Source organism: Polyangium sorediatum (assembly GCF_029946465.1).
Lineage (GTDB): Bacteria > Myxococcota_A > Polyangia > Polyangiales > Polyangiaceae > Polyangium > Polyangium fumosum.
The window spans coordinates 1-19,910 of sequence record NZ_JARZHI010000078.1 but is presented as its reverse complement, the minus strand read 5'-3'; the positions used below and the strand labels follow the sequence as shown (position 1 = coordinate 19,910).

Here is a 19,910-nt window from a genome sequence, read left to right as displayed (position 1 = left end):
TTTCCCATTCCGGGTTTCCGGTCTTGTTTCCCTCGTGAGCGTTTTTCTGGCCACGCCCGCCGTCTTCGCCGAGGAGGTGTTGCCGAGCGGCCTCGGGGAGGGGAGCCCGACGCGCTTTGGCGAATCCATCGATCCGGCCGGCGTGCGTCTCCTGCCGCTCATGGCGCCGGAGCTGCGGGGCGGGCCGGCGCGCTCGTTCGAGAACCTCGCGCTCCTCTTGCCGGGGACGCGGGAGGATCTGTATGGCGTATCGTTCGTCGGGGCGAGCTCGCCGGAGAATACGTTTTTCGTGGACGGGATTCGCGTCGGCAATCCTGTGCTCGGCCTCCTTCAGATGCCCCTCTCGATGGAGTTCGTCGCGCGGGCCGACATGACGGTCGCGGGGGCGGATCCTGCGTTCGGCCGGGGCATGGGCGGGGTGTACGACGTCACGACGAAGAGCGGCGGGAACCGATGGCAGGCGTCGACGTGGGGAAGCCTCGCGCCGGGCGCGCTCGAAGGGGACAGGCCGGCGCGGGTCTTCGAGAACACGGTCATTCACACCGATTCGCGCCTCGACGGCGTGCGGGATGTCGGCGGGGCCGTGGGCGGGCCGATCGTGAAGGATCGGCTCTTCTTTTTCGCGGGAGGGAGCCTCGCCCGGCGTAGGTATCGCCTGGATCGCAGCCTGAACGCGATGTCGTGGTCGCTCGAGCCGGACGATTTCGGAGGGAGTTCGTTCGTGCCGGTCCTCGATCCGGAGACGGGCGCGCAGAAAAAGACGCGGCTCCCCGGGACGGAGAGCACGCAGTTCGCCCAGGGGGACCTCGGGCAATGGATTGGCAAGCTCACGTATCGGCCTTCGAAGGCGCAGGAGCTCTCGTTGTCCGTGTTCGGGACCTATACACGGGCCGGGGGCGGCGCGGCGTATGCGTTCGATCCGCGGAGCGAGGCGATCGGCGTGGACAACCTCGACGGGGAGCTGACGGCCCTCGGCCGGCGGGAGACGACGCTCACGAATGCGGTCGTGCTGCGCGGGACGAGCCTGTTCGGAGGCGACGCGCGGCTCGACGTGGCGCTCGGCTGGGTGCGGAACCAGAACGAGTCGGGGGCGGCGGATGGATCGGGCGTCGACGACATCGGGACGCCGGGGACGCTCGCGCACGCGCCGCGCATGTTGTGGAGGCGCAGTCCACCGGACTTGTCCCACCCGATCACCGATTTCGAGGATCTGCCGACGGAGGCGTTTCCCCTCTGCTCCCCGAACGGAAATGACGCCGATCTCGCGGTGAACTGCGCCGCGAGCCAGTATTCGATGGGGGGCCCCGGGCGCCTGTCCCGGGTCACCGCGGACCGGGTGGAGGGGCGCGCGGTCGTGTCGCTGCGGGCGCGTGGGCTCGGCGAGCACCGGATCCGCGCCGGTCTCGATTTCGAGGTCGGGGCGGTCACGCGGGTGCAAGGGTACTCCGGCGCCGTCTTCATGCGCGAGAGCCTCGCCACGGATATCGTGAAGAATGAACGGTACGGCTCTCTCCGCGGCCCCGATGCGCCGTTCACGTTCGATACGATGACGACGCAGGTGACGACGTTCACGGCGGGCGCGTTCGTCGCGGATACGTGGCGTATCCTGGAGGGGCTCGTGGTCGAAGCGAGCCTGCGGTACGACGCGCAGGTGTTTGGCGCCGGGACGCTCGCCCTGCCGTTCATGATTGCGCCGCGCGCGGGGGTCGTATGGGATCCGACGAAGAAGGGGCGGGCGCGGATCTTCGCGACGTACGGGATGCGCTACCAGGCCGTGCCGCTCAACGTCTCGTTGCGAGGGATCGCAGACGAACCCCGGCTCGCCAGTTTCCACCGGAGGGGCATCTGCAGCGTCCACGAACCGGAGAATATGTACGGCGGATGCGGGCCGGATTCGGCCGTGGTAGCCCTGGGGACGTCCCAGCCGAGCACGCTGTACGCCAAACAAGGCGGCCCGAATGCCGTCGATCCCGAGGCCTCCGCGCCTGCGTCGCACCAGGTCTCGGCGGGGGCGGAGATCGAGGCGCCGCTCGGCGTGCGGCTCGGCGCCGTGTTCGTACACGACAAGCTCATCCGCGTGATCGAGGATGTACGTTTGTCGACGGGTGGGGCGTTGATCGGCAATCCAGGCGCGGGGGCCTTGGCCTTTGGGACCGCGGCGGAGCGGGTGTACAACGGGCTCTCGCTGACCGTGATGCGGCCGTTCTCGGGCGGGTTCGTCGGAATCGCGAGTTATACGTTCTCCTCGCTCTACGGCAATTACAACGGGTTTTTCGTGCCGGAGACGGGGCAGCTCGATCCGAACGTGACGACGGATTTCGATACGCCCGCGCTCGAGCCGAACCGGACGGGGCTCCTGCCCGGGGATCACACGCATTCGATCAAGCTATACGCGGGCAAGGAGTTCGTCCTGCCGGCCGGGGTGGTCCTGGAAGCCGGCGCCGGATACACGGGGCGATCGGGGACGCCGTACAGCATGATCGGCGCGCACGCGATGTACGGGGAGGATCAGGTGTACATCCTGCCGCGCGGCGCGGCCGGGCGAACGCCGTGGGTGAACCGGATCGACGCGCGGCTCGGCGTGTCGGCGCTGCTCCGGAAGGACCTCCGGCTCGGCGTGAGCGTCGAGGTCTATAACCTCGCGGGCAGCCAGACGGAGACGGCGGTCGAGCAGAGGTACACGTCGAACAACGTGACCGCCATCCCGGACGGCACGCCGGACGATGTTCCCGAGGACATCGTCGAGAACCCTCGGTACGGAAAACCCGTGGCCTGGCAGGCGCCACGGCAGGTGCGTTTCGGGCTGCGCGTCGATTATTGAGGCCGCGCCGCCTGCACGATCTCGCCGGGCGCAGGCAGGGACTCGTTCGAGGGGACCTCGACGAGCTCGGCGTAGTCGCATTCGGCGATCATCTCGTTCGCCCTCGTCGGCGCGACCCACTTGACGGAGAGCGTGAGGATGGCCGAGACGTCGTGGTGCAAAAAATAATGTCCCCCGGGCTCGGCGGTCAGGGTCGCGTCGACGAGCGCGTCGGAGCCGAGCTTGGCGTCGATGTCGTCGCCATACCGCGTGAGGACCGTGTGAAACCCCGGCTCGGCGAGATAACAGAAATACGACGGGCCCTTGGTCATGCCGACGAGCCGGCCATTGTCGCGCACGACCGCGGGCACGAGCGAGGCGACCCCGTGCGGGCGGAGGACGCAGATCCGCGCGGCGTCCGCGGGCAGCGGGGCGAACGCGCTCGGCGGGGCGTTTTCGTGGAGGGCGAGCTCGTATTTCGTGCAGGACAGCGCGAGCAGGCCGGTGAGGGACGCGAGGGCGAGGGGGAGGGCGCGTCGGGGGAGCATCCTCCGCGTGATAGAATGGCGCGCGGGAGGCGTCAACGAGCTGGCGTGCTCTTCCGCAACGCTTCGAGCCAGGGCGCGAGGTCGTCGGGCCAGGGGCTCTCCCAGGCGAGGGATTCGCCCGTCCGCGGGTGCACGAAGCCGAGCCGGGTCGCGTGGAGCGCGAGGCGCGGCGGATCGAGGGGGCTCGTCTTTCCGTACTTGCGATCGCCGAGCACGGGGTGGCCCTCGTGGAGGGCGTGCAGGCGAATCTGGTGGGTGCGGCCGGTCGTGAGGCGGAATCGCGTCAGCGTCGCGCCGGGCGTGCCCGGCGGCGAGAGGCGTTCGAGCACCGTGGCGTGGGAGACGGCGCGTTTTCCGGCGACGGGCTCCTCGATGGTGCGCTCGTCCCAGGCGACGAGGCCGAGGAGCGCCGCGAGGTAGACACGATCGAAATCATGGGCGCGAATGCGATCGGAGAGGGCGCGGTTCGCCGCTTCGGTCCGCGCGAAGACCACGAGCCCGCTCGTGTCGAGGTCGAGCCGGTGCACGACGAAGATGGTGCCGCCGAGGGCGCGGCCGAGCAGATCCGCGAGGTTTCCGCGGTCGCTCTCGGGGGTCGGCGCGGTGACGAGGCCCGAGGGTTTGTCCACGACCACGAGGTCGTCGTCCTTGTAGACCACGCGGAAGGGCGGAAGGGTGGCCTCGTCCTTGGCGCGCGCGGCGGCGCCGACCTCCTTGGTCGCCCGGTCGAGCGCGCCGCCGAGGTGGGCGAGGATGGTTTGTCCGGGCCGAATGGCGCGGCCGGCGACCTTGACGCGGGCGCCGTCGACGAAGACGCCGCCGAGGTCGATGGCGACGCGGGCCTTGCGGCGCGAGAGGCCGGGGACGTTCGCGGCGAGGACCTGATCGAGCCTCTGCCCGGCGTCCTCCGGGCGGGCGACGAAGCGGTAGCGCTGGTGGGACAGGTCTGTCATTGCGGGGTTCGTGGGTCAGGGGGCCGGGTCGGGAAAGTGGCTGAGGCCGACGAGGTTTCCGTCGGGGTCGCGCGTGTAGAGGGTATACGGGCTCTCGCGCTCGACGGGAAAACCCGCCGCGGTGAGGGTGACGCGCCATCGCTCGCGTGCGTCCGGGCGAATGCCGAGCGCGAAGCAATGCAGGCCGGGGGTCGTGTCCTCACGGTGCGGGGCATTGGGCGAGCCGGCACGTTCGACGGCGAGGAACGCGCCGCCTCCGAGCGCGAGCCATACCGAGCGCGGCTGCCCGGCCGCGTCGTCCCAACGGCGAAGGACGGGCAGGCCGAGCACGCCCGCGTAAAAACGCTCGGCACGGTCGAGATCGGCGACGACGACGGCGACGTGGTGGACGGGGAGGGGGGGCTCCATCGCGGCGGGGAAGGTATCGCATCGCCGGGCCCGGGAGGAGCGCATTACGCCTGCCGGATCGACGAGGGGCTTGACGTCTCCCGCGGGTGACGGCAAAAGCTTCGGCCATGCGCGAAGAGGACATGGGGATCGTCAAGTCGCTTGTCAGCGTTGCCTGGGCCGACGGCCACTTCGACGAGAAGGAGCGCGAGATGGTCGAGGCGCTGATCTCCGCGTTCGAGGCGAGCGAGGAGCAGGCCGCCGAGATCCGCGCGTACGCGGCCGAGAAAAAGAGCCTCGACGACATCCCCGTGTGGGACATGTCGTTCAATGATCGCCGCGTGCTCCTGCAGCACGCCGTGCTCCTCACGTACGTCGACGGCGAGCAGCACGTGTCGGAGAAGCAGTTCGTGCAGGATCTCTGCGTGAAGCTGGAGATCGAGCCGGAAGAGGCGAAGAAAATCGTCGAGACCGCCGAGCACCGCGCGAAGAAGCACCTGAACCTGCTCTGATCCGCCCCGCTCGAACTGCCTCGGGGGGCCCTTCCAACGCCTCGTCGTCACCGCTACGATCGGAGGCGACATGCACGATCATCGTAGGGAAGGGCCGGAAGGGCAGGGCGAGCGGCAAGGCGAGGGCCACTGTGAAGGGCGGCGGCCCGAGGGGCGGAGGTCCGAGGGGCCCAAGGGCACGGAGTTCCTCGACATCGAAATCTCGAAGGTCCTCTCCAGCGAGGCCGCGGCGCTGACACGCGAGGCGGCGCGCGAGATTCTCAAGGACGCCATCAATGAGCGGCTGCGGGCGCGGCTCGGGTCGCGGCTCGAAGCGATCGCGCGGATCGCCGCGGACGAGCTCGCGGACGACATCGAGGCGAACCTCGCCATCGAGTCGATCGTGGAGGCCCGGAAGCACGCGCGGGCCGCGCGTGAGGAGGAGATCCGAAAGGCCCTCGCCCCGACGCCGGGACACACGAAGGAGTAGCCCTCCCCGTCCTCCTCGGGTCGACATTGGACGAACCTTCTACGTCCAAGCTGGCGTCGGCGAGCCCCGACGGATCTATCCATGCGGCTCCTTCTGCCTGAAGAGCCTGAAAAACCTGCTGGACACCCTTCCCCTAACATTGTACAAACCATGTACAAGCAAAGGAAGGGAGTGCTTATGTTCGACAACGCCGCCCTCGGAGAGGGGGGAGGTGCGTGGTTCGGGGGGGCGGCCACGGACGCCGGTCGGGGCGATCGGGCGGGCGTCCCTTCGGACCGCGCACGGGGTCGGCTCATCCTCCGAGGCCAACTCGACGAGGTCGGGCTCGACGACCTGCTCGGCTCCCTGGGCTCTCGGGGGCGGACGTGCGTCGTGGAGGTGCGGTCCGTCAAGCGGTGGGGCGAAATCGTCCTGGAGCGAGGGCGCGTGCTGCGCGCCCACGCCGATGGAGCGCCGCCGGACGCCGACGTCGAGGCGACGCTCGCCGCCATTCGAGGGTTTTCCCAGGCGGTGTTCCACGTGATCGCGCTCGACGAGCGTGGTTCGTCGCCGCCGCCGCCGCGCCCGGCGCTCTCCGAGACGCCGCCCGCGTCGTTGCGCCTGGTGATGCTAGAAGGCGATGCGACGGAGGTGGCGCTGGCCGCGGCCGTGATGAATGCGTGCTCGGTGTACACGCGCAAATGGCTGGGGCCGAAGCTCGCGTCGTCGATCATGCAAACGGCCTGGACCCGCACGGCCGCGTCGCATCCGGCGATGGAGGCGTTCCGGATCTCGGCGGATGGCCTGGTGACGGTGGCGGGCGTGGAGCGGGCGCGGTCGGCGATCCCGAAGGCGGTCGCCACGTGGGTGTTTTCCGTATTCGAGGCCGCCTCGATGTTCCATGAGGCGCGTTTTCAGCGGTATTACGTCCCCGAGATGCTCGGGGGCCTGATGCGATTGCTCGACAAGGGGGGATGGGGTGAGGCGTTCCGAATTCGAGACGGAGGTGTTCGTTGAGCAGTGGCTTCTACCAGGCCGTGCAGGCCGCCATGGTGTCGGAGGACGGCACGCTCGACGCTATGGAGCGTCTCGCTGGCATGTCGAAGGCGGAGGTCGACGAGCTGCCCTACGGGTTCGTGGTCCTCGACGAGGTCGGCACGATCCTGCTGTACAACCGCTATGAATCCGCCCTTTCGCGCTTGCCGCCCGAGCGGGTCGTCGGGAAAAACTGGTTCAAGGAGGTCGCGCCTTGCACGCGGGTGGAGGCGTTTTACGGGCGTTTCCGGGCGCTCGTGCAGGACGAGGCGCGCCTTTCGGAGAGTTTTCGTTTTCGGTTCTCTTTCATGCACGGCGTGCAGGATGTGGCCGTGCAGTTCGTTAAGGCGCCGCCCGTGGTGACATTGCCGCTCGCGCAGGAAGGCGCGGAGGCGCGGATCTTCATGACCGTGGTGCGACGCCCGGTCGTCGAGGTGGGCGCGAGCCACGCCGGCCACGATTTGCAGAAGAGCCTGGGGACGATGGGCGGGCTCTTGCCGGTGCTGCTCGACGCGCTGCCGGCGTTGCTCGAGCGGCTCGGACCGCGCGGCGCGATCGAGCTCGGCGAGCACGTGGGGCGCGCCATGGCCCTGGTCGTCGCGTCCGAGGCCGACGGGCAGGCGCGCGAGGGAGAGCCCGCGGCGGTGCTCGCGCCGAGCGTGCTCGACGGGGTGCTCGCGCAGGCCGGGCTCGGTCGTGTGGTCATCGAGGGGGCGACGTGGTCCGAGCAAAAGCGCGCGCGTTGCGAGCTGCGCCCGCCCTTCGAGGGGCCGACGACGGAGACGGCGCTCTTTTATGGCGCCTTGCTCGCGGCCGCGATCGGCTCGTGCCTCGGCGAGCCCTGCCAGGCGAGCTTCGCGGAACACCTCGAACCGCACGTGATGCCGTGGATCGTCGAGGTTTGTCCGGCCCCACCCGAGGATCGTCAGCGCGAGCTGGCGTCCAGCGCACGCGTGCATCTCACGGGAGCTTCGGCGTCGTCCAGCCGCGGGTGACACGCTGGACGCGCCGCCGCGTGCGCGCGATTCTGCGGCCTCGACGCGATACTTCCTCAGGAGGCTTCCATGAAACGATCCGGCACGCATCCCTTTCGCAGCTTCGGCGTCCTCCTCGGTCTTGGGCTCACGCTCGCCGTCGTGGCCTGCGGCGAGGACTCGGGCACCAGCTCCGGCACGAATAGCACCGGCAGCGGCACGGGCGGCGGCGGCGCAGGCGGCGGCGGCGCAGGCGGCGGCACAGGCGGCACCGGCGGAATCGGCGGCGGCGGTGGCGCTGGCGGCATCGGCGGCGGAGGCGGCGCTGGCGGGAGCGAAATGAAGGGGCTCAGCTTCTTCGTCTCCAGCACCGGGAGCACGACGGCCAACCTGGGCGGGCTCGCCGGGGCGGACAAGAGGTGCCAGGACCTGGCCGCCGCGGTCGGCGCCGGGGCGAAGACGTGGCGCGCTTATCTCAGCGTCGAAAATGGCCCGAACGGCCAGCCCGTGCACGCCAAGGACAGGATCGGCGCCGGCCCCTGGTACAACGCGAAGGGCGCGCTCGTGGCGGCGAACCTGACCGAGCTGCACGAGCGGTACGGCGATCACACCGTGTTCCTCGACGAAAAGGGCGAGATGGTGCCGGGTCAGTGGGCCGGTTCCCCCACGCCGAACCAGCACGATGTCCTCACCGGCACGGCGCGGGACGGCACCGTCGTCCTCGGGCAAACCTGCGCGGACTGGACCTCCGAAGACCCCGCCATGACCGCCCAGGTGGGCCATAGCGATGGGCTCGGTCCGAACATGAGTGATGCCGAGATGTACAGGCCGTGGAATTCGGTGCACGTCAACGGCAACTGCGGCGACACCGCCCCGAAGGGCGGCAATGGGCGCGTTTACTGCTTCGCCGCGGATTGAGCGAAATCACGGGGGGCGCTCCATCGAAATCACGCGGATGGGTTGCGTGTCGTCCCACGCGAGGTCCATGTCGCCGCCCTTCGGCGGCGGCACGGATTCGAGCGTGGGATCGGCCTGCGCCGGCCGCGGCGCCGGGATGTCGGCCGGGGGGGTCGGAGGGAGCGTTCGTCGTGAACCGGGGAAAGGGAAAAACGAGGGCATGGGAGACCTCCAGGGGAGCGAGGGGTTGTCCTCACCTCGCTCCATCGACCGGAGGCCCTCGGCAGTTGCGTTATTTTTTCTGCCCGGCGTCCTTCGCCCGTTTGTCCACGTCGGCGAGCAGCGCGTTCAGCGCGTCGGCGTGCCGCTTCTGCGCGGCCGCGACGCGCTCCTCCATCTTCTTTTCCATCTCCCGGGCCTGGGTCAGCGAGCCGTCGATCTGCGCCTTGCTCTCCTGGGCACGCGTGATCCGCGCCTCGCTCGCCTTCTGGTCCGCCTCCTTGCCCTTGCCCTGCGAGGCGCGCTCCCGGGCGATGTAATCGTCGAGCGTCTTCTTCACCTGCTCGGCTTCTTCGATGAGCGCGCGCAGGCGCACCTTCTCCTCGACCATCGCGATGTGCACGAGGTAACTCGCGCGGCTGAGCTGATCGGCTTGCTCTTCGAGCGTGGCCGCGTCCTCCTTGCCGAGCTCGGTCCGGTGCCGGTCGATGATGGAGTGGGCCTCGTTCCGCTCGCGGAGCCGCTTCTCGAGTTGCTTGCCGACGGAATCGGTGAGCGATTTGCTGACGACCCCCGAGAGGTCGACCTCGCAGCCCTTTTGCTTGGCCGCATACGTGGCCGAGCCGCCGACCTTCTTGACGATCTCGTCCTGCTCGGCGAGGAAAAACGCCGCCGCGCCCTGGACCTCGCGGTTGCGCTCGACGTACGCGTGGCTCCGGCCCGCGTCGTTCGCCGTGCGGTGAATGTCGCCGACGACGCTCCAGTCAGGCGCCTTGAGGCCCTTCGGGTACTCGGAAAAACCCGAGGTGAGCGTCCGTGCATCGTCGTCGTCGCGGCCGAAGTCCTTGACGATCTGCTGCACGACGGTCGGATAGTCCTGCGCGTATCCGGGCTGCGTCGCCGAGGAGGCGATTTCAGGCTCGGGCTTCGGGGCAGAGCAAGCGACGGCGCTCGTGGCGAGCAAGAAGACGAGGGAAAACGCTCGAAGACCGTTCATGGGCGCAGTAAAGCCATCCGCGCCCCCAAAAATCAAGTCAGGAGCAGCGTTGTCCCATGGATCAGGTGGTCACCGCGGGCACCAGATCGCGCATGTAGAAACGATTGCAGCCGTGGTGTCCGGTGGATCCGAGCTGCCGATCGAGGCGGCGAAAGCCGAGGCGCTCGTAGAGGCGCATCGCGGAATCCATGCCCGTGAGCGTCTCCAGGTAGACACGCGCGAAACCCCGCTCCCGCGCGACCCCGAGGACGTGCTGGAGCAGGCGTTCACCCATTCCCTGGCCGCGCGCCTCGCGCAAAAAGTACATCTTGCGCAGCTCCGCCGTGTCCGCGTCGCCGCCTTCGAGCGGCCCGATCCCCGCGCCGCCCACGACCCGGCCGTCCATTTCGACGACGAAATAGGCGGAGCGGGGTCCGGAATACGCCGCGCTCATGGCCGAGACCTCGGGGTCGTGAATGGCAAACCCAGGGCCGTCCGCGCCAAACTCGGGCATCACGGCGCGGATGATCGCGGCGATCGCAGGATCGTCCTCGGGCCGGATCGGGCGAAAGGTGAAGGGGTCAGCCATGGGAGATGGAGTGCGTTTGGCGGGCCAACCGAATTTCTACACGGGCGCGCCGAGGTCGCGGAGGAACCCTCGCACGACGGCCTTCGCGGCGTGGATGCGGTATTCGCGCGTCGAGCGGACGTCGTCGATCGGCGCGATGTCCGCGAGGACGGCGGCGTCGACGGCGTCCGCGGTGAGCGCGGAGAGGGGATTCGCGAGGACGAGGGCGCGCGTCTGGAGGAGGGTCGCGGTGACCGGCGCGACGGAGGCCATGCCAAGGCCAAGACGTACGACCCGATCCTCGGAGCGTACCGCGATGCCCGCGAGCGCGACCTTGGAGATGGCCTGCGCCCGACGCGTGCCGACCTTGCGCCAGATCCAGGGCGATCCCTCGGGCGGGAGCGCGATCTCCACGGCGATGATGACCTCGTCCGGCGCGCGTGTGCTCTGCTTGTACCCCGTTTGCAGCGCGGAGAAGGGGATCCGGCGTTCGCCGCGGACGCTCTTCACGACGATCGACGCGTCGTAGGCCGCGAGCGCCGTGACGCCGTCGGCCGCGGGCGAGCCTGTCGCGAGGTTGCCGCCGAGCGTGCCGCGGGCCTGGATCTGGATCGCGCCGAGCTCGCGGGCCATGTGCACGAGCATCGGGGCGCGCTCGATGACCACAGGATGGCGGCGGATTTCGAGGTACGTCGTGGCCGCGCCGATGCGCAGGAGGCCCCGCGTGGCCGTGATGCCGCGGAGCTCCGAAAGGCGGGAGACGTCGACGACGAGGGGAAGCGGATCGGCGTCGCGGCGCGGGGGCTTGAGCTCCTGCTCGACGACCCAATCGGTCCCGCCCGCGAGCAGGACCGTGGCTTCGCCGCGCGTATGCCGCTCCGAAAGGAGGCCGCAGAGCGCGTCGAGCGAGGCGGCCCGCTGCATGTCGTGCTGGGGAAGGTCCGCGAGGCTCACGACGCCCCTCCCGCTTCCCGACGCTCGCGCGCGGCCTCGCGGATGCTGTCGACGATGCGCTGGTAGCCCGTACAGCGGCAGAGGTTGCCTGCGATGGCCTCGCGGATCTCCTCGTCGTTCGGATCGGCCTTGCGCGCGAGGAGCGCCTCGGCCGAGATGAGCATGCCGGGTGTGCAGATGCCGCACTGCGCGCCGCCGTGATCGACGAAGCAACGCGCGAGCGGGCCGAGGTGCGTCGCGTCCGAGAGGCCCTCGACGGTGGTGACGGCGCGGCCTTCGCACTGGCCGATCGAGACGAGGCACGCGTTCACGGGCTCGCCGTCGAGCAGCACCGTGCACGAGCCACACTCGCCCTCGCCGCAGCCCTCCTTGGTCCCCGGGAGGCCGAGCGGACCGCGGAGCGCGTCGAGCAGCCGCACGAGCGGCGGCAAGTCGACCTCACGCGAAAGGCCGTTGAGGGTGAGCGTGATCTTCAAGGTCATTCCTCCACCTTGCGCTGGATGAACTCGATCTTGTAGCCGTCCGGATCCTCGACGAACGCGATCACGGTGGTGCCGTGCTTCATCGGCCCCGCCTCGCGCGTGACCTTGCCGCCACGCTTCTTGGCCTCGTCGCAGGCCTTGTACGCGTCGTCGACCTGGATCGCGATGTGGCCGTAGCCCGTGCCGATCTCGTAGCTCTTCGTGTCCCAGTTGTGCGTGAGCTCGAGGACCGCCGTCTCCGCCTCGTCGCCGTAGCCGATGAACGCGAGCGTGAACCGGCCCTCCGGATAGTCGCGTCGGCGGATGAGCTTCATGCCGAGGACGTCCGTGTAAAACGCGAGCGATCGGTCGAGGTCGCCGACGCGGAGCATGGTGTGGAGGATTCGCATGGTCGTGGTGTCTCCGTCGGTGCGCGGGGCCAAACGCCTCAGCCCTTGGGGCTGGTCTGGAGTTCGAGCAGCCTCTCCGGCAAGAGGGGAAGGTCCCGCGCGAAAATTCCCGTCGCGTGCGCGACGGCCGCAGCGATCGCCGGCGCGCCGCCGTCCATGGGCAGCTCGCCGACGCCCTTCGCGCCGCCGCCGGGGCCGTACGCGTACGGAGCTTCGACGAGGTCGACGTGCATGGGAGGCGCGTCGAGCGCGGTCGGGATGATGTAGTTCGTCATGCGCGGGTTCTGGATGAGGCCGTTCTTCCAGACGACGTCCTCCCAGAGCGCCCAGCCGATCGCCTGGAGGCTGCCGCCCTCGATCTGGCCTTTGCACATGACGGGGTGGATCGCCTTGCCGACGTCCGTCGCGGACCAGAAGCCCGTGACCGTGACCTCGAGCGTGTCGAGATCGACCTCGACCTCGGCCACGTCGCACGCATACCCGTACACGGGGTACGCGTCGCCCTTGTACGTGCTGTCGTCCCACGTGACCCAGCCGGGATGCTCGTACTGCACGAGCGCCGTGACCTCGCGTTCCTTGGTGAGCAAACGATCGGCGGCCGTGACGAAGTCGCCGCCGGAGGCCTCTTGCTCGGCGCGGACACGCGCGGCGACCTCACGCGCGGCGCGCTCGACGATGCCGCCGACGACCATGACGGTGCGCGACGCGACCGTGGGGCCGGAGTCGGGAACGTACGAGGTCGAAGGAACGGCGAAGTCGACGTCTTCGAGGCGAACGCCCGCGGCGTCGGCCACGATTTGGCGGAAGACGGTCTCGGTGCCCTGGCCGATGTCGGTGGAGGCGGTGCGGATGCGCAGGCGCCCGCCGGGCAGGAGATCCACGGCGACGCGGCCCTTGAGGTACTTCTCGCCCGAGCCGGTGAAGCCCGCGCCGTGCATGAAGACGCTCGCGCCGATGCCGCGCGCGACGCGGCCGCGGACGGCCGGAGGGCGCTTCCGTTTGTCGTGGTACCCGCTCGCCGCGAGGGCTTTGTCCACGCACTCGGCGACGCCGACGGAGCCGCGCAGGGTTTGGCCCGTCGCCGTGGTGTCGCCCTCGCGCAGCATGTTCTGCGCCTTGAGGTCCATCGGGTCGCGGCCGAGCTCCTCGGCGACGCGGTCGAGGTGCCGCTCGATCGCCCAGATGGTCTGGGGCGCGCCGAAGCCGCGGAAGGCGCCGTTCGGCGGGGTGTTCGTGGCGACGGCGATGGCGTCGATGCGCACGTCGTCCCAGCGGTAGACGCCGGCCGCGTGGAGGGCGCCGCGCGAGAGGACGACGGGCGTGAGCGTCATGTAGGCGCCGCCGTCCATGAGGATGCGGATGGAGAGCGCGCGGAGCGTGCCGTCGCGATCGCAGCCGGAGACGATCTCGCAGATGGCCGGGTGACGCTTGGTGGTCGCCTCGATGTCCTCCTTGCGGTCGTAGATCATGCGCACGGGCTTGCCGCTCTTCTGCGCGAGGAGCGCGGCGTGCAGGGCGATCACCGAAGGATACTCCTCCTTGCCCCCGAACCCGCCGCCCGTGACGGCCTGCGTGACGTGCACCTGATCGGCCGCGAGCTTGAAGCCGTGGACGAGTGCTTTGTGCACGTAATAAGGGCACTGGAGGGAACCGGTGAGGTGGACGCCCTTTTCGTCCCAGTGGGCGATCACGCCCTGCGGCTCGATGTAGAGCTGCTCCTGGTGGTGCGTGGTGTAGCGGCCGCGGACGACGACCTCGCAGCCCGCGATCGCAGCGTCGATCGCGGCGGCGCTGGCGGACGCATCGGGGAGGTCGGCGCGGCCCTTGGTGATGGAGAAGCGCTTGTGGACGTTGTCCTCGCCCCAGATGACGTCGGCCTTGGCGAGCGACTGCTCGGGGTCGAGGACGGGCGTGAGCGGCTCGAGGTCGAGCTTCACGGCGCGCATGGCCTGCGCGAGCTTGCGTTTGTCCGCGCACGCGAGGAGGACGATGGGCTCGTAGGCGTGGCGGATCTGATCGGCCGCGAGGATCGGCTGTTCGGCCGAGATACACTGGACCTCGTTCACCGCGAGATCCGAGGCGCGCACGACGGTGACGTCGCTCCAGTCGAACGCGGGATCGAGGGTGATGCCGCGGAGGCGGGCGCGCGGGACGGGGCTGCGGACGGTGGCGCCGAAGAGCTCACCGGGCTCGCGGGGGAGGTCGTCGACGTACGCGGCGCGCCCCGTCACCTTGGACGCACCATCGGTGCGCGGCACGTTGGTCCCGATGAAGGGAGGGCGGGCAGACGAAGCGTTTTGCGCAGCGGTCGTCATCGCGGGCGACACGATACCGCGGATCGTGTCGATGGAGAACGCTTCAAACGCCGTCGGCGAGCTCGACCAGGCGGCGCGGATGGTAGAGGTCACGCAGCGCGCTCGGAGGGTGGTCCGCGAGCGCACCGAGGACACGCTCGCGCCACGCCGCCGGGATCGCATCCTCGCCGAAACGTGCGCCGAAGAGCGCGCCCGTGATCGCGCCGTTCGTGTCGGCGTCGCCGCCGCGGTTGACGACGTCGATCAGCGCGGCCTCGTAGGACGGAGCATGCAGGAGCTCCCAGAGCGCGAGCCGGAACGCCACGCGGACGAACCCTTGCTGGCGATGCAAGTGAATCTCGGGGCCGTAGAGCTCGGGATCGTCCCGAACGGCGATCTCGAGATCCCAGCGCAGCTCGGCGCGCGCAGCTTCGACGTCACGGCCGTCGCTCGGGACGATGTCGATGAGCGTGGCGGCGGCCGCTTCGACCTCGGCGCGGATCACCTCGAACAGGTCCGTCGCGGAGGTTTGTCCCGCGCCGGCCGCGGCGATCGCGGCGCAGAGCGCAGCGCACGTGATGCGGCAACGCGGGTCGTAGTGGGTGATCGCGCTGTCGGCGAGCGCGGCCATGCGGCGCGCTTCGGGGGCGCTTGCGAGCGCGACGCCGATCGGCGCGATCCGCATGAGCGAGCCGTTGCCCGCGGTCTTGCGCTCGGCGTGGATCCAGGCGCGGCGCGAGGCTTCGCCGAGGGAGACGCCGCGGGCGATCATGGAGAGCGAGGCGTGCGTGAGGTTGCCGATGTCGAAGGCGTGCTCCACCCACGCGACGTAACGCGCCGCCACGTCGGCCGCGTGATACCGGCCGTGCTCCTTCAAGCTGAGCGCGAGGCACGTGGCCATCTGCGTGTCGTCGGTGACCTGCCCAGGGGCGACGCGGAACGGTCCGTCGCCCGTGACGTCGGTGTGCGGGCCCCTGGCGAGCTCGGGAAACGGGGGGGCCTCGCGCGCCTGGAACTCGAGCGTGGTGCCGAGCGCGTCGCCCACCGCGAGCCCGAGCAACGTGCCGCGCGCCCACGCGCGTCGGGAGCCTGATGCAAGCGGTGTCTCGTCCACGAGGAGCTCCTCTCCGGTCTAGGTGCCGTCGCCGAGGAACGTGGGCGGCGCGCGCAGGTACCGCATCGCCTCGGCCGGCGTGTTGATGTCCACGAGCACGTCGGCATCGTCGACGTCGACGTCACGAAGGTCGGCGCCGAGCGCGTGGACGTGATCCCGCAGCGGAGGCGGGTTCGGCTGGCGATACCGATCGAGCGCGTGGCCTTGCAGCGCGACGGGGTGCCCCGCGCGGCCGCCATGCCGCGGGCGCGTCGCGAGCGGAGGCGCGCCGTCTGCGCCGAGGGCCCCGAGCAAGGCCGCGGTCGTCGCCCCACGCGCGGGCAACGTGTCGACGGGGCAGACGAGCACACGATCGTTCGCGGCGATGCGCTGGACGGCCGTGGCGATGGAGCCCGCGGGGCCGAGCTCGTCGTCCGCGTCGGAGACGAGCAGGTCGAGGCCGGGGCGGACGAACGGGATGAGCGCCTGCACGATGGGCTTGCGCGCGACGACGACGACCCGCGACGACTCGGCCGAGAGGCGGGCCTCGGCGTGCGCGATCGCAAGCGGTCGCGGCTTTTGTCCGGGCGGCCCTGGCCAGAGGAGCAGCGCCTTCGGACCGCCGAGGCGCATGCCTTTTCCGGCCGCGAGCACGATCGACACGGTGTTCGTCATGCGTCTTCTTCCTTTTCCTTCTCGGCTTCGCCATGTCCATGGCCCCGCGCGCTGCGGCGCGCGCCGGAGAGACCTGCGCGCCACGACACGAGCTCGGCCGCGATCGCGACGCCGATCTCCGCCGGGAGGCGCGCGCCCACGTCCACGCCGAGCGGCATGCGGACGCGCGTGATGTCCGCCGCCGCGACGCCCTTGGTTTCGAGCCGCGCGCGCGTCCGCGCCGCCTTCGCGCGGCTGCCGACGCCGCCGACGAACCCGAAGCCGACGCCGAGGGCCCACTCGATCGCCGCCTGATCGAGCTGGTGATCGTGCGTCATGACGAGCGCGGCAGAGCGGCCGAGGTCCGCAGGGAGCGAGGCGCGGACCTCGGGGTCGTCGTGATCGGCCTGGAGGAGGCGCAAGCGAGGCGCGCCCGCGCCGTCGGGGCCGGCGGAAGGGCGCGGCAAACGCGCGGGGTCGGCCGCGATCTCGCGCGCATCGCAGAGCGTCACGCCAAACCCGAGCGAGGCGAGCAGCGGCGCGAGGTAGACGCCGACGTGCCCGGCGCCGACGACGAGCACCGAGAGGTCGGGGGAGAGGGGCTCGATCAGGATCTCGGCCGAGCCGCCGCAACACATGCCGAGCGAGGGCCCGAGGCGGAAGGTGTCGACGCGCGGGGCAGGCGCGGCCGCGTCGAACGACGCGGCCATCGCAACGAGGACCGCGCGCTCGACGGCGCCGCCCCCGACGGTCCCGATCGCCGCGCCGGTTTGGAAGAGCACGAGCTTTTGTCCGGGCGTACAAGGCGCGGAGCCTTGCCGGGCGATCACCGTGGCGACGACGACACGTTCGCCTCGTTCGAGCGCATCGAGCGAGGCCCGCAGCACCTCGGGGGGAGGTGCGGTGCGAGGGATGACCGTGGATACGTCGAGCACCGGATGCGCCGAGTGTAGCGGCGGAGTCGGGGTCGGGAAAGGCATCCCGCGCTCGAAGCAGTGGCGAAAGAGCCCGCGCGCCGTATCCTCGCGCCGTGGACGAACGGCGAGTCGAGGCGGCGCGCGGCGCGCGCAGGGCGAGCGAGGCCAGGACATGACGGCGCGCAGAGCCCCGGATTTCCGTCTGGAAGAGGCGATCCGCGACCCCGGCTTCTCGCCGCGCCGGAGCGACGCGGCCGCGCTGGTCGAGCTCGTCGCGGAGGAAGGCGAGCACACGGACGACGCGGAACGATCGCTCTTGCGCCTCGGCCTGGAGGCCGCGCGGGTCGCGATGGAGCGCGTGCGCACGGCCGAGACGAAACCACGCGCGCGGCTCGTCGCGTTCGTCGGGAAGATCGCGACCGAGCAGGCCGAGCCCGAGCTGTCGGCGTTCCTGATCGGTGCGCTCGGCGATGCGGATCCGCGGGCGCGTCGCTTCGCTGCGAACGCGCTCGGCAAGCTCCGCGGCCCTGAGGTGGAGAGCGCGCTCGCGGCCGCGCTGGCCGCGGAGAACGACGCTCCCGCGCGGCGCGCGATGGCCGCGGCGCTCGGCAAGACGGGCGGCGACGAAGCTGCCCGCGCGCTTCGGCAGCTCGACACGGGCGGCGACGAGCTGCTCGCGCGCGCGACGGCCAAGGCCTCGCTCATGGCGCAGCGGACGGCGGGCCGCGAGGTCCCCTCGACCTTCGAGGTCCACAAGCCCGCGGCCTCGCCTGTGCCCGTCGTGCTCCACTGCCGCGCCGGCCTCGGGCCGATCCTGCGCGACGAGATCGATGTCCGCCTCGCGCCTCGCCTCGCGCCGGACGGCCGCGAAGATCGCGTGCTCGCCACGCTCGTCGGCCCTCCCGAGCGCCTGTTCGATGCGAGGACCATGCTCTTCTTCGGCTTCCCGCTCCCGCCCGTGCCGCTCGATCCCTCGGGTGGCGTCGCCGAGGCCGTCGCGCGTTCGCTCACGTCGCCCGAGGCCCTTCGTTTGCTCGAGCATTTCACCTCCGGCCCCATCCGCTTCCGGATCGCCTGGGCCGGCGGCGGCAAGCGCCGCGCGAGCATCTGGCGCGCGGCCGAGGCGATCGCCGCGGCGAACCCGAAGCTCGTCAACGACCCGACCGAGAGCACGTGGGAGGCGCTCGTGCACGAGCTGCCCGATCGTCCGGCGATCGAGGTCGAGCTCTGCCCGCGCGTCGAGGACCCTCGTTTCACCTACCGCGAGCGCGACGTGCCCGCGGCCTCGCACCCGACGATCGCCGCCGCGCTCGTGCGGATCGCGGGCGTCCGCGCCGACGACGTCGTGTGGGATCCGTTCGTCGGTTCGGGCACCGAGCTCTGCGAGCGCGTGCTCGCCGGCCCGTACGAGCGGCTGCTCGGCACGGACATGTCCGCCGCCGCGCTCGAAGCGGCCCGCCAGAACCTCGCGGCGGTCGGCATCGAGGACGCCGTGCTCGCGCGGGGCGACGCGCTCTCGTTCGTGCCGCGCGGCGCGCCGCCGACGGTCGTCCTGACGAACCCGCCGATGGGACGGCGCGTGCTGCGCGGGATCGACCTGCACGAGTTTTTCGATCGGTTCCTCGCGCACGTCGCGGAGGTCCTCGTCCCGGGCGGCCGCATCGCGTGGATCTCGCCGCTGCCCGCGCAGAGCGCGCGCGCCGCGCGGGAGCTCGGGCTCGAACGTGCGTTCGTGCAGCGCCTCGACATGGGCGGCTTCGACGCGGAGCTTCAGCTCCTGATCAACAGGCGACGGCGAAACGAGCGCGATTTCGACCGTGGCCCGAGCGCGCCGCGCGAGCCCACGCGCGCGTCGGAGCGCCGGGGAAGGCCCCGCGCTCCGGGCCGGCGCTGATCACTTCTTCAGAAACGCCAGGTAAACGCCGACGCCCGCGAGGAGCAGCACGAGCGCGAACAGCATGCCGAGGAGCAAGCCCTTCGCGGCGCTCGGCGGCGCGGGCTGCGCCGGCTGCATTGCCATCGGCGGGGGCGGCGTGAAGCGCGGCGAAGGGGCGCTCTCTCGCGCCATGGCGAGGGGCGAAGGGGCACTTTCCCGCACGACGGCGAGAGGCGAAGGGGCGCTTTCCCGCATGACGGCGAGAGGCGAAGGGGCGCTTTCCCGCACGACGGCGAGGGGTGACGGCGCGCTCTCTCGCGCGATGGCGAGGGGCGACGGCGCGCTCTCCCGCGCCATGGCGAACGGCGCTTGTGCGTGCGGCTGCGGCGCGAGATCTGCGAGGTTCGCCGGCAGCGACGTCGACGAGCTCTCCTCCGGCAGCACCATCGTCGGCTCGGGCGCGCGCACCTCGGGCGCCGGCATGGGCACCGGCATGGGCGCAGACTCCCGCGGCGGCGGCTCTGGCAGGTCGCGCATCACCGTCGCCTCGTCGTCGATGTCGTGGTGCGCGGGCGGCGTGGGTTCGTCGCGCAGACCCGAACCCGCGGCGGCCGCGGCGACCTCGGCCGAGATCGGGTTCACGGGCGTCGCGCGATCGGCCTCCCCGCCGCCGTCGCTCGTCGTCTGCATGAGCAGCTCGAGCGGCGCCTCGCGCATCACGGTGGCTTCGTCGTCGTCGCCGTCGTCGAAGACCGCCTCGCGGGAGATGCCGCTCACCGGCGGCGCGATCGGGGTCTTGGGGGCCGCGGCCGGCGCGGCGGGCTGCACGGGGCGCACGCCGGCGGCCGGGCGCACGGCCGCACGCGCAGCGGGGCCTCCGGCCGTGCGACCCATCATGCCGAATGCCGGGCCTGGCTGCGGTACGACCGGACGC

The 19,910-nt window shown here is 70.8% G+C and carries 20 protein-coding genes and 1 pseudogene; 7 read left to right on the top strand and 14 right to left on the bottom strand.

Going from position 1 to position 19,910, the window contains the following annotated elements:
• Positions 1-34: 34 nt before the first annotated feature.
• Positions 35-2,821 (top strand): outer membrane beta-barrel protein, encoded by a 2,787-nt coding sequence (locus tag QHF89_RS42825; protein ID WP_136972300.1) that lies wholly within the window; start codon positions 35-37, stop codon positions 2,819-2,821.
• Here the strand turns inward: QHF89_RS42825 and QHF89_RS42820 are convergent.
• The 3 genes from QHF89_RS42820 to QHF89_RS42810 are packed head-to-tail and all read right to left on the bottom strand — an operon-like array spanning position 2,815 to position 4,709.
• The gene (locus tag QHF89_RS42820; RefSeq protein ID WP_136972301.1) at positions 2,815-3,348 is read right to left on the bottom strand and encodes a hypothetical protein; all 534 of its coding nucleotides are present in this window, start codon (positions 3,346-3,348) and stop codon (positions 2,815-2,817) included. The genes QHF89_RS42825 and QHF89_RS42820 overlap by 7 nt on opposite strands.
• 32 nt (positions 3,349-3,380) lie before the next feature.
• Positions 3,381-4,301, bottom strand: coding sequence for an RluA family pseudouridine synthase (locus QHF89_RS42815; RefSeq protein WP_136972302.1), 921 nt, complete (start codon positions 4,299-4,301; stop codon positions 3,381-3,383).
• Between the two features lie 15 nt (positions 4,302-4,316).
• Positions 4,317-4,709: a VOC family protein gene (locus QHF89_RS42810; RefSeq protein WP_136972303.1), complete on the bottom strand. Its 393-nt coding sequence runs from the start codon at positions 4,707-4,709 to the stop codon at positions 4,317-4,319.
• Positions 4,710-4,816: 107 nt separating this feature from the next.
• On the opposite strand from QHF89_RS42810, the gene QHF89_RS42805 reads away from it, so the two are divergent.
• The 5 genes from QHF89_RS42805 to QHF89_RS42785 all read left to right on the top strand — a co-directional run bounded on the left by QHF89_RS42805 (position 4,817) and on the right by QHF89_RS42785 (position 8,575).
• A complete protein-coding gene (locus QHF89_RS42805; RefSeq protein WP_136929072.1) occupies positions 4,817-5,200 on the top strand; it encodes a tellurite resistance TerB family protein in 384 nt (127 codons plus the stop codon).
• A 70-nt stretch (positions 5,201-5,270) separates the two neighbouring features.
• Positions 5,271-5,669: a hypothetical protein gene (locus QHF89_RS42800; RefSeq protein WP_136972304.1), complete on the top strand. Its 399-nt coding sequence runs from the start codon at positions 5,271-5,273 to the stop codon at positions 5,667-5,669.
• 177 nt (positions 5,670-5,846) lie between these two features.
• Complete coding sequence (locus QHF89_RS42795; RefSeq protein WP_284721673.1) at positions 5,847-6,665, top strand: DUF4388 domain-containing protein; 819 nt, start codon at positions 5,847-5,849, stop codon at positions 6,663-6,665.
• Positions 6,662-7,678 (top strand): PAS domain-containing protein, encoded by a 1,017-nt coding sequence (locus tag QHF89_RS42790; RefSeq protein WP_136972306.1) that lies wholly within the window; start codon positions 6,662-6,664, stop codon positions 7,676-7,678. The genes QHF89_RS42795 and QHF89_RS42790 overlap by 4 nt, the downstream gene beginning before the upstream one ends.
• A gap of 69 nt (positions 7,679-7,747) precedes the next feature.
• Positions 7,748-8,575: a hypothetical protein gene (locus QHF89_RS42785; RefSeq protein WP_136972307.1), complete on the top strand. Its 828-nt coding sequence runs from the start codon at positions 7,748-7,750 to the stop codon at positions 8,573-8,575.
• A gap of 6 nt (positions 8,576-8,581) precedes the next feature.
• Here the strand turns inward: QHF89_RS42785 and QHF89_RS42780 are convergent, their stop codons facing one another.
• The 10 genes from QHF89_RS42780 to QHF89_RS42735 form a co-directional block, all read right to left on the bottom strand.
• Positions 8,582-8,776: a hypothetical protein gene (locus tag QHF89_RS42780; RefSeq protein WP_136972308.1), complete on the bottom strand. Its 195-nt coding sequence runs from the start codon at positions 8,774-8,776 to the stop codon at positions 8,582-8,584.
• A 70-nt stretch (positions 8,777-8,846) separates the two neighbouring features.
• Entirely contained in the window at positions 8,847-9,770 is a 924-nt protein-coding gene (locus QHF89_RS42775; RefSeq protein WP_136972309.1) for a hypothetical protein, read from the bottom strand.
• 61 nt (positions 9,771-9,831) lie between these two features.
• On the bottom strand, positions 9,832-10,338 hold the full coding sequence (locus QHF89_RS42770; RefSeq protein WP_136972310.1) for a GNAT family N-acetyltransferase: 507 nt from the start codon (positions 10,336-10,338) through the stop codon (positions 9,832-9,834).
• 36 nt (positions 10,339-10,374) lie between these two features.
• A complete protein-coding gene (locus QHF89_RS42765) occupies positions 10,375-11,271 on the bottom strand; it encodes an FAD binding domain-containing protein (protein ID WP_136972311.1) in 897 nt (298 codons plus the stop codon).
• Positions 11,268-11,747: a (2Fe-2S)-binding protein gene (locus tag QHF89_RS42760; RefSeq protein WP_136929062.1), complete on the bottom strand. Its 480-nt coding sequence runs from the start codon at positions 11,745-11,747 to the stop codon at positions 11,268-11,270. Before QHF89_RS42760 ends, QHF89_RS42765 begins: the two co-directional genes overlap by 4 nt.
• A 2-nt stretch (positions 11,748-11,749) precedes the next feature.
• Positions 11,750-12,142 (bottom strand): lactoylglutathione lyase, encoded by a 393-nt coding sequence (gene gloA, locus QHF89_RS42755; RefSeq protein ID WP_136929061.1) that lies wholly within the window; start codon positions 12,140-12,142, stop codon positions 11,750-11,752.
• Between the two features lie 38 nt (positions 12,143-12,180).
• Positions 12,181-14,550 (bottom strand): xanthine dehydrogenase family protein molybdopterin-binding subunit, encoded by a 2,370-nt coding sequence (locus tag QHF89_RS42750; protein ID WP_284721672.1) that lies wholly within the window; start codon positions 14,548-14,550, stop codon positions 12,181-12,183.
• On the bottom strand, positions 14,501-15,550 hold the full coding sequence (locus QHF89_RS42745) for an ADP-ribosylglycohydrolase family protein (RefSeq protein ID WP_136972312.1): 1,050 nt from the start codon (positions 15,548-15,550) through the stop codon (positions 14,501-14,503). The genes QHF89_RS42750 and QHF89_RS42745 overlap by 50 nt, the downstream gene beginning before the upstream one ends.
• An 18-nt stretch (positions 15,551-15,568) precedes the next feature.
• Positions 15,569-16,204 (bottom strand): nucleotidyltransferase family protein, encoded by a 636-nt coding sequence (locus tag QHF89_RS42740; protein ID WP_136929054.1) that lies wholly within the window; start codon positions 16,202-16,204, stop codon positions 15,569-15,571.
• Entirely contained in the window at positions 16,201-17,118 is a 918-nt protein-coding gene (locus QHF89_RS42735) for an XdhC family protein (protein ID WP_136972330.1), read from the bottom strand. Before QHF89_RS42735 ends, QHF89_RS42740 begins: the two co-directional genes overlap by 4 nt.
• On the opposite strand from QHF89_RS42735, the gene QHF89_RS42730 reads away from it, so the two are divergent.
• Complete coding sequence (locus QHF89_RS42730) at positions 17,102-18,994, top strand: TRM11 family SAM-dependent methyltransferase (protein WP_284721671.1); 1,893 nt, start codon at positions 17,102-17,104, stop codon at positions 18,992-18,994. The two genes, QHF89_RS42735 and QHF89_RS42730, sit on opposite strands and share 17 nt — an antisense overlap.
• Here the strand turns inward: QHF89_RS42730 and QHF89_RS42725 are convergent.
• Positions 18,995-19,910: pseudogene (locus QHF89_RS42725) on the bottom strand (hypothetical protein); the annotation flags it as partial. It lies immediately after the preceding gene.

Excerpts from the sequence above, each read along its gene's own strand:
- QHF89_RS42795 (WP_284721673.1), top strand. The coding sequence starts at position 5,847 with ATGTTCGACAACGCCGCCCTCGGAGAGGGGGGAGGTGCGTGGTTCGGG.
- QHF89_RS42775 (WP_136972309.1), bottom strand. The coding sequence starts at position 9,770 with ATGAACGGTCTTCGAGCGTTTTCCCTCGTCTTCTTGCTCGCCACGAGC.
- gloA (WP_136929061.1), bottom strand. The coding sequence starts at position 12,142 with ATGCGAATCCTCCACACCATGCTCCGCGTCGGCGACCTCGACCGATCG.
- QHF89_RS42800 (WP_136972304.1), top strand. The coding sequence starts at position 5,271 with ATGCACGATCATCGTAGGGAAGGGCCGGAAGGGCAGGGCGAGCGGCAA.
- QHF89_RS42815 (WP_136972302.1), bottom strand. The coding sequence starts at position 4,301 with ATGACAGACCTGTCCCACCAGCGCTACCGCTTCGTCGCCCGCCCGGAG.
- QHF89_RS42785 (WP_136972307.1), top strand. The coding sequence starts at position 7,748 with ATGAAACGATCCGGCACGCATCCCTTTCGCAGCTTCGGCGTCCTCCTC.
- QHF89_RS42770 (WP_136972310.1), bottom strand. The coding sequence starts at position 10,338 with ATGGCTGACCCCTTCACCTTTCGCCCGATCCGGCCCGAGGACGATCCT.
- QHF89_RS42820 (WP_136972301.1), bottom strand. The coding sequence starts at position 3,348 with ATGCTCCCCCGACGCGCCCTCCCCCTCGCCCTCGCGTCCCTCACCGGC.
- QHF89_RS42740 (WP_136929054.1), bottom strand. The coding sequence starts at position 16,204 with ATGACGAACACCGTGTCGATCGTGCTCGCGGCCGGAAAAGGCATGCGC.
- QHF89_RS42810 (WP_136972303.1), bottom strand. The coding sequence starts at position 4,709 with ATGGAGCCCCCCCTCCCCGTCCACCACGTCGCCGTCGTCGTCGCCGAT.
- QHF89_RS42805 (WP_136929072.1), top strand. The coding sequence starts at position 4,817 with ATGCGCGAAGAGGACATGGGGATCGTCAAGTCGCTTGTCAGCGTTGCC.
- QHF89_RS42780 (WP_136972308.1), bottom strand. The coding sequence starts at position 8,776 with ATGCCCTCGTTTTTCCCTTTCCCCGGTTCACGACGAACGCTCCCTCCG.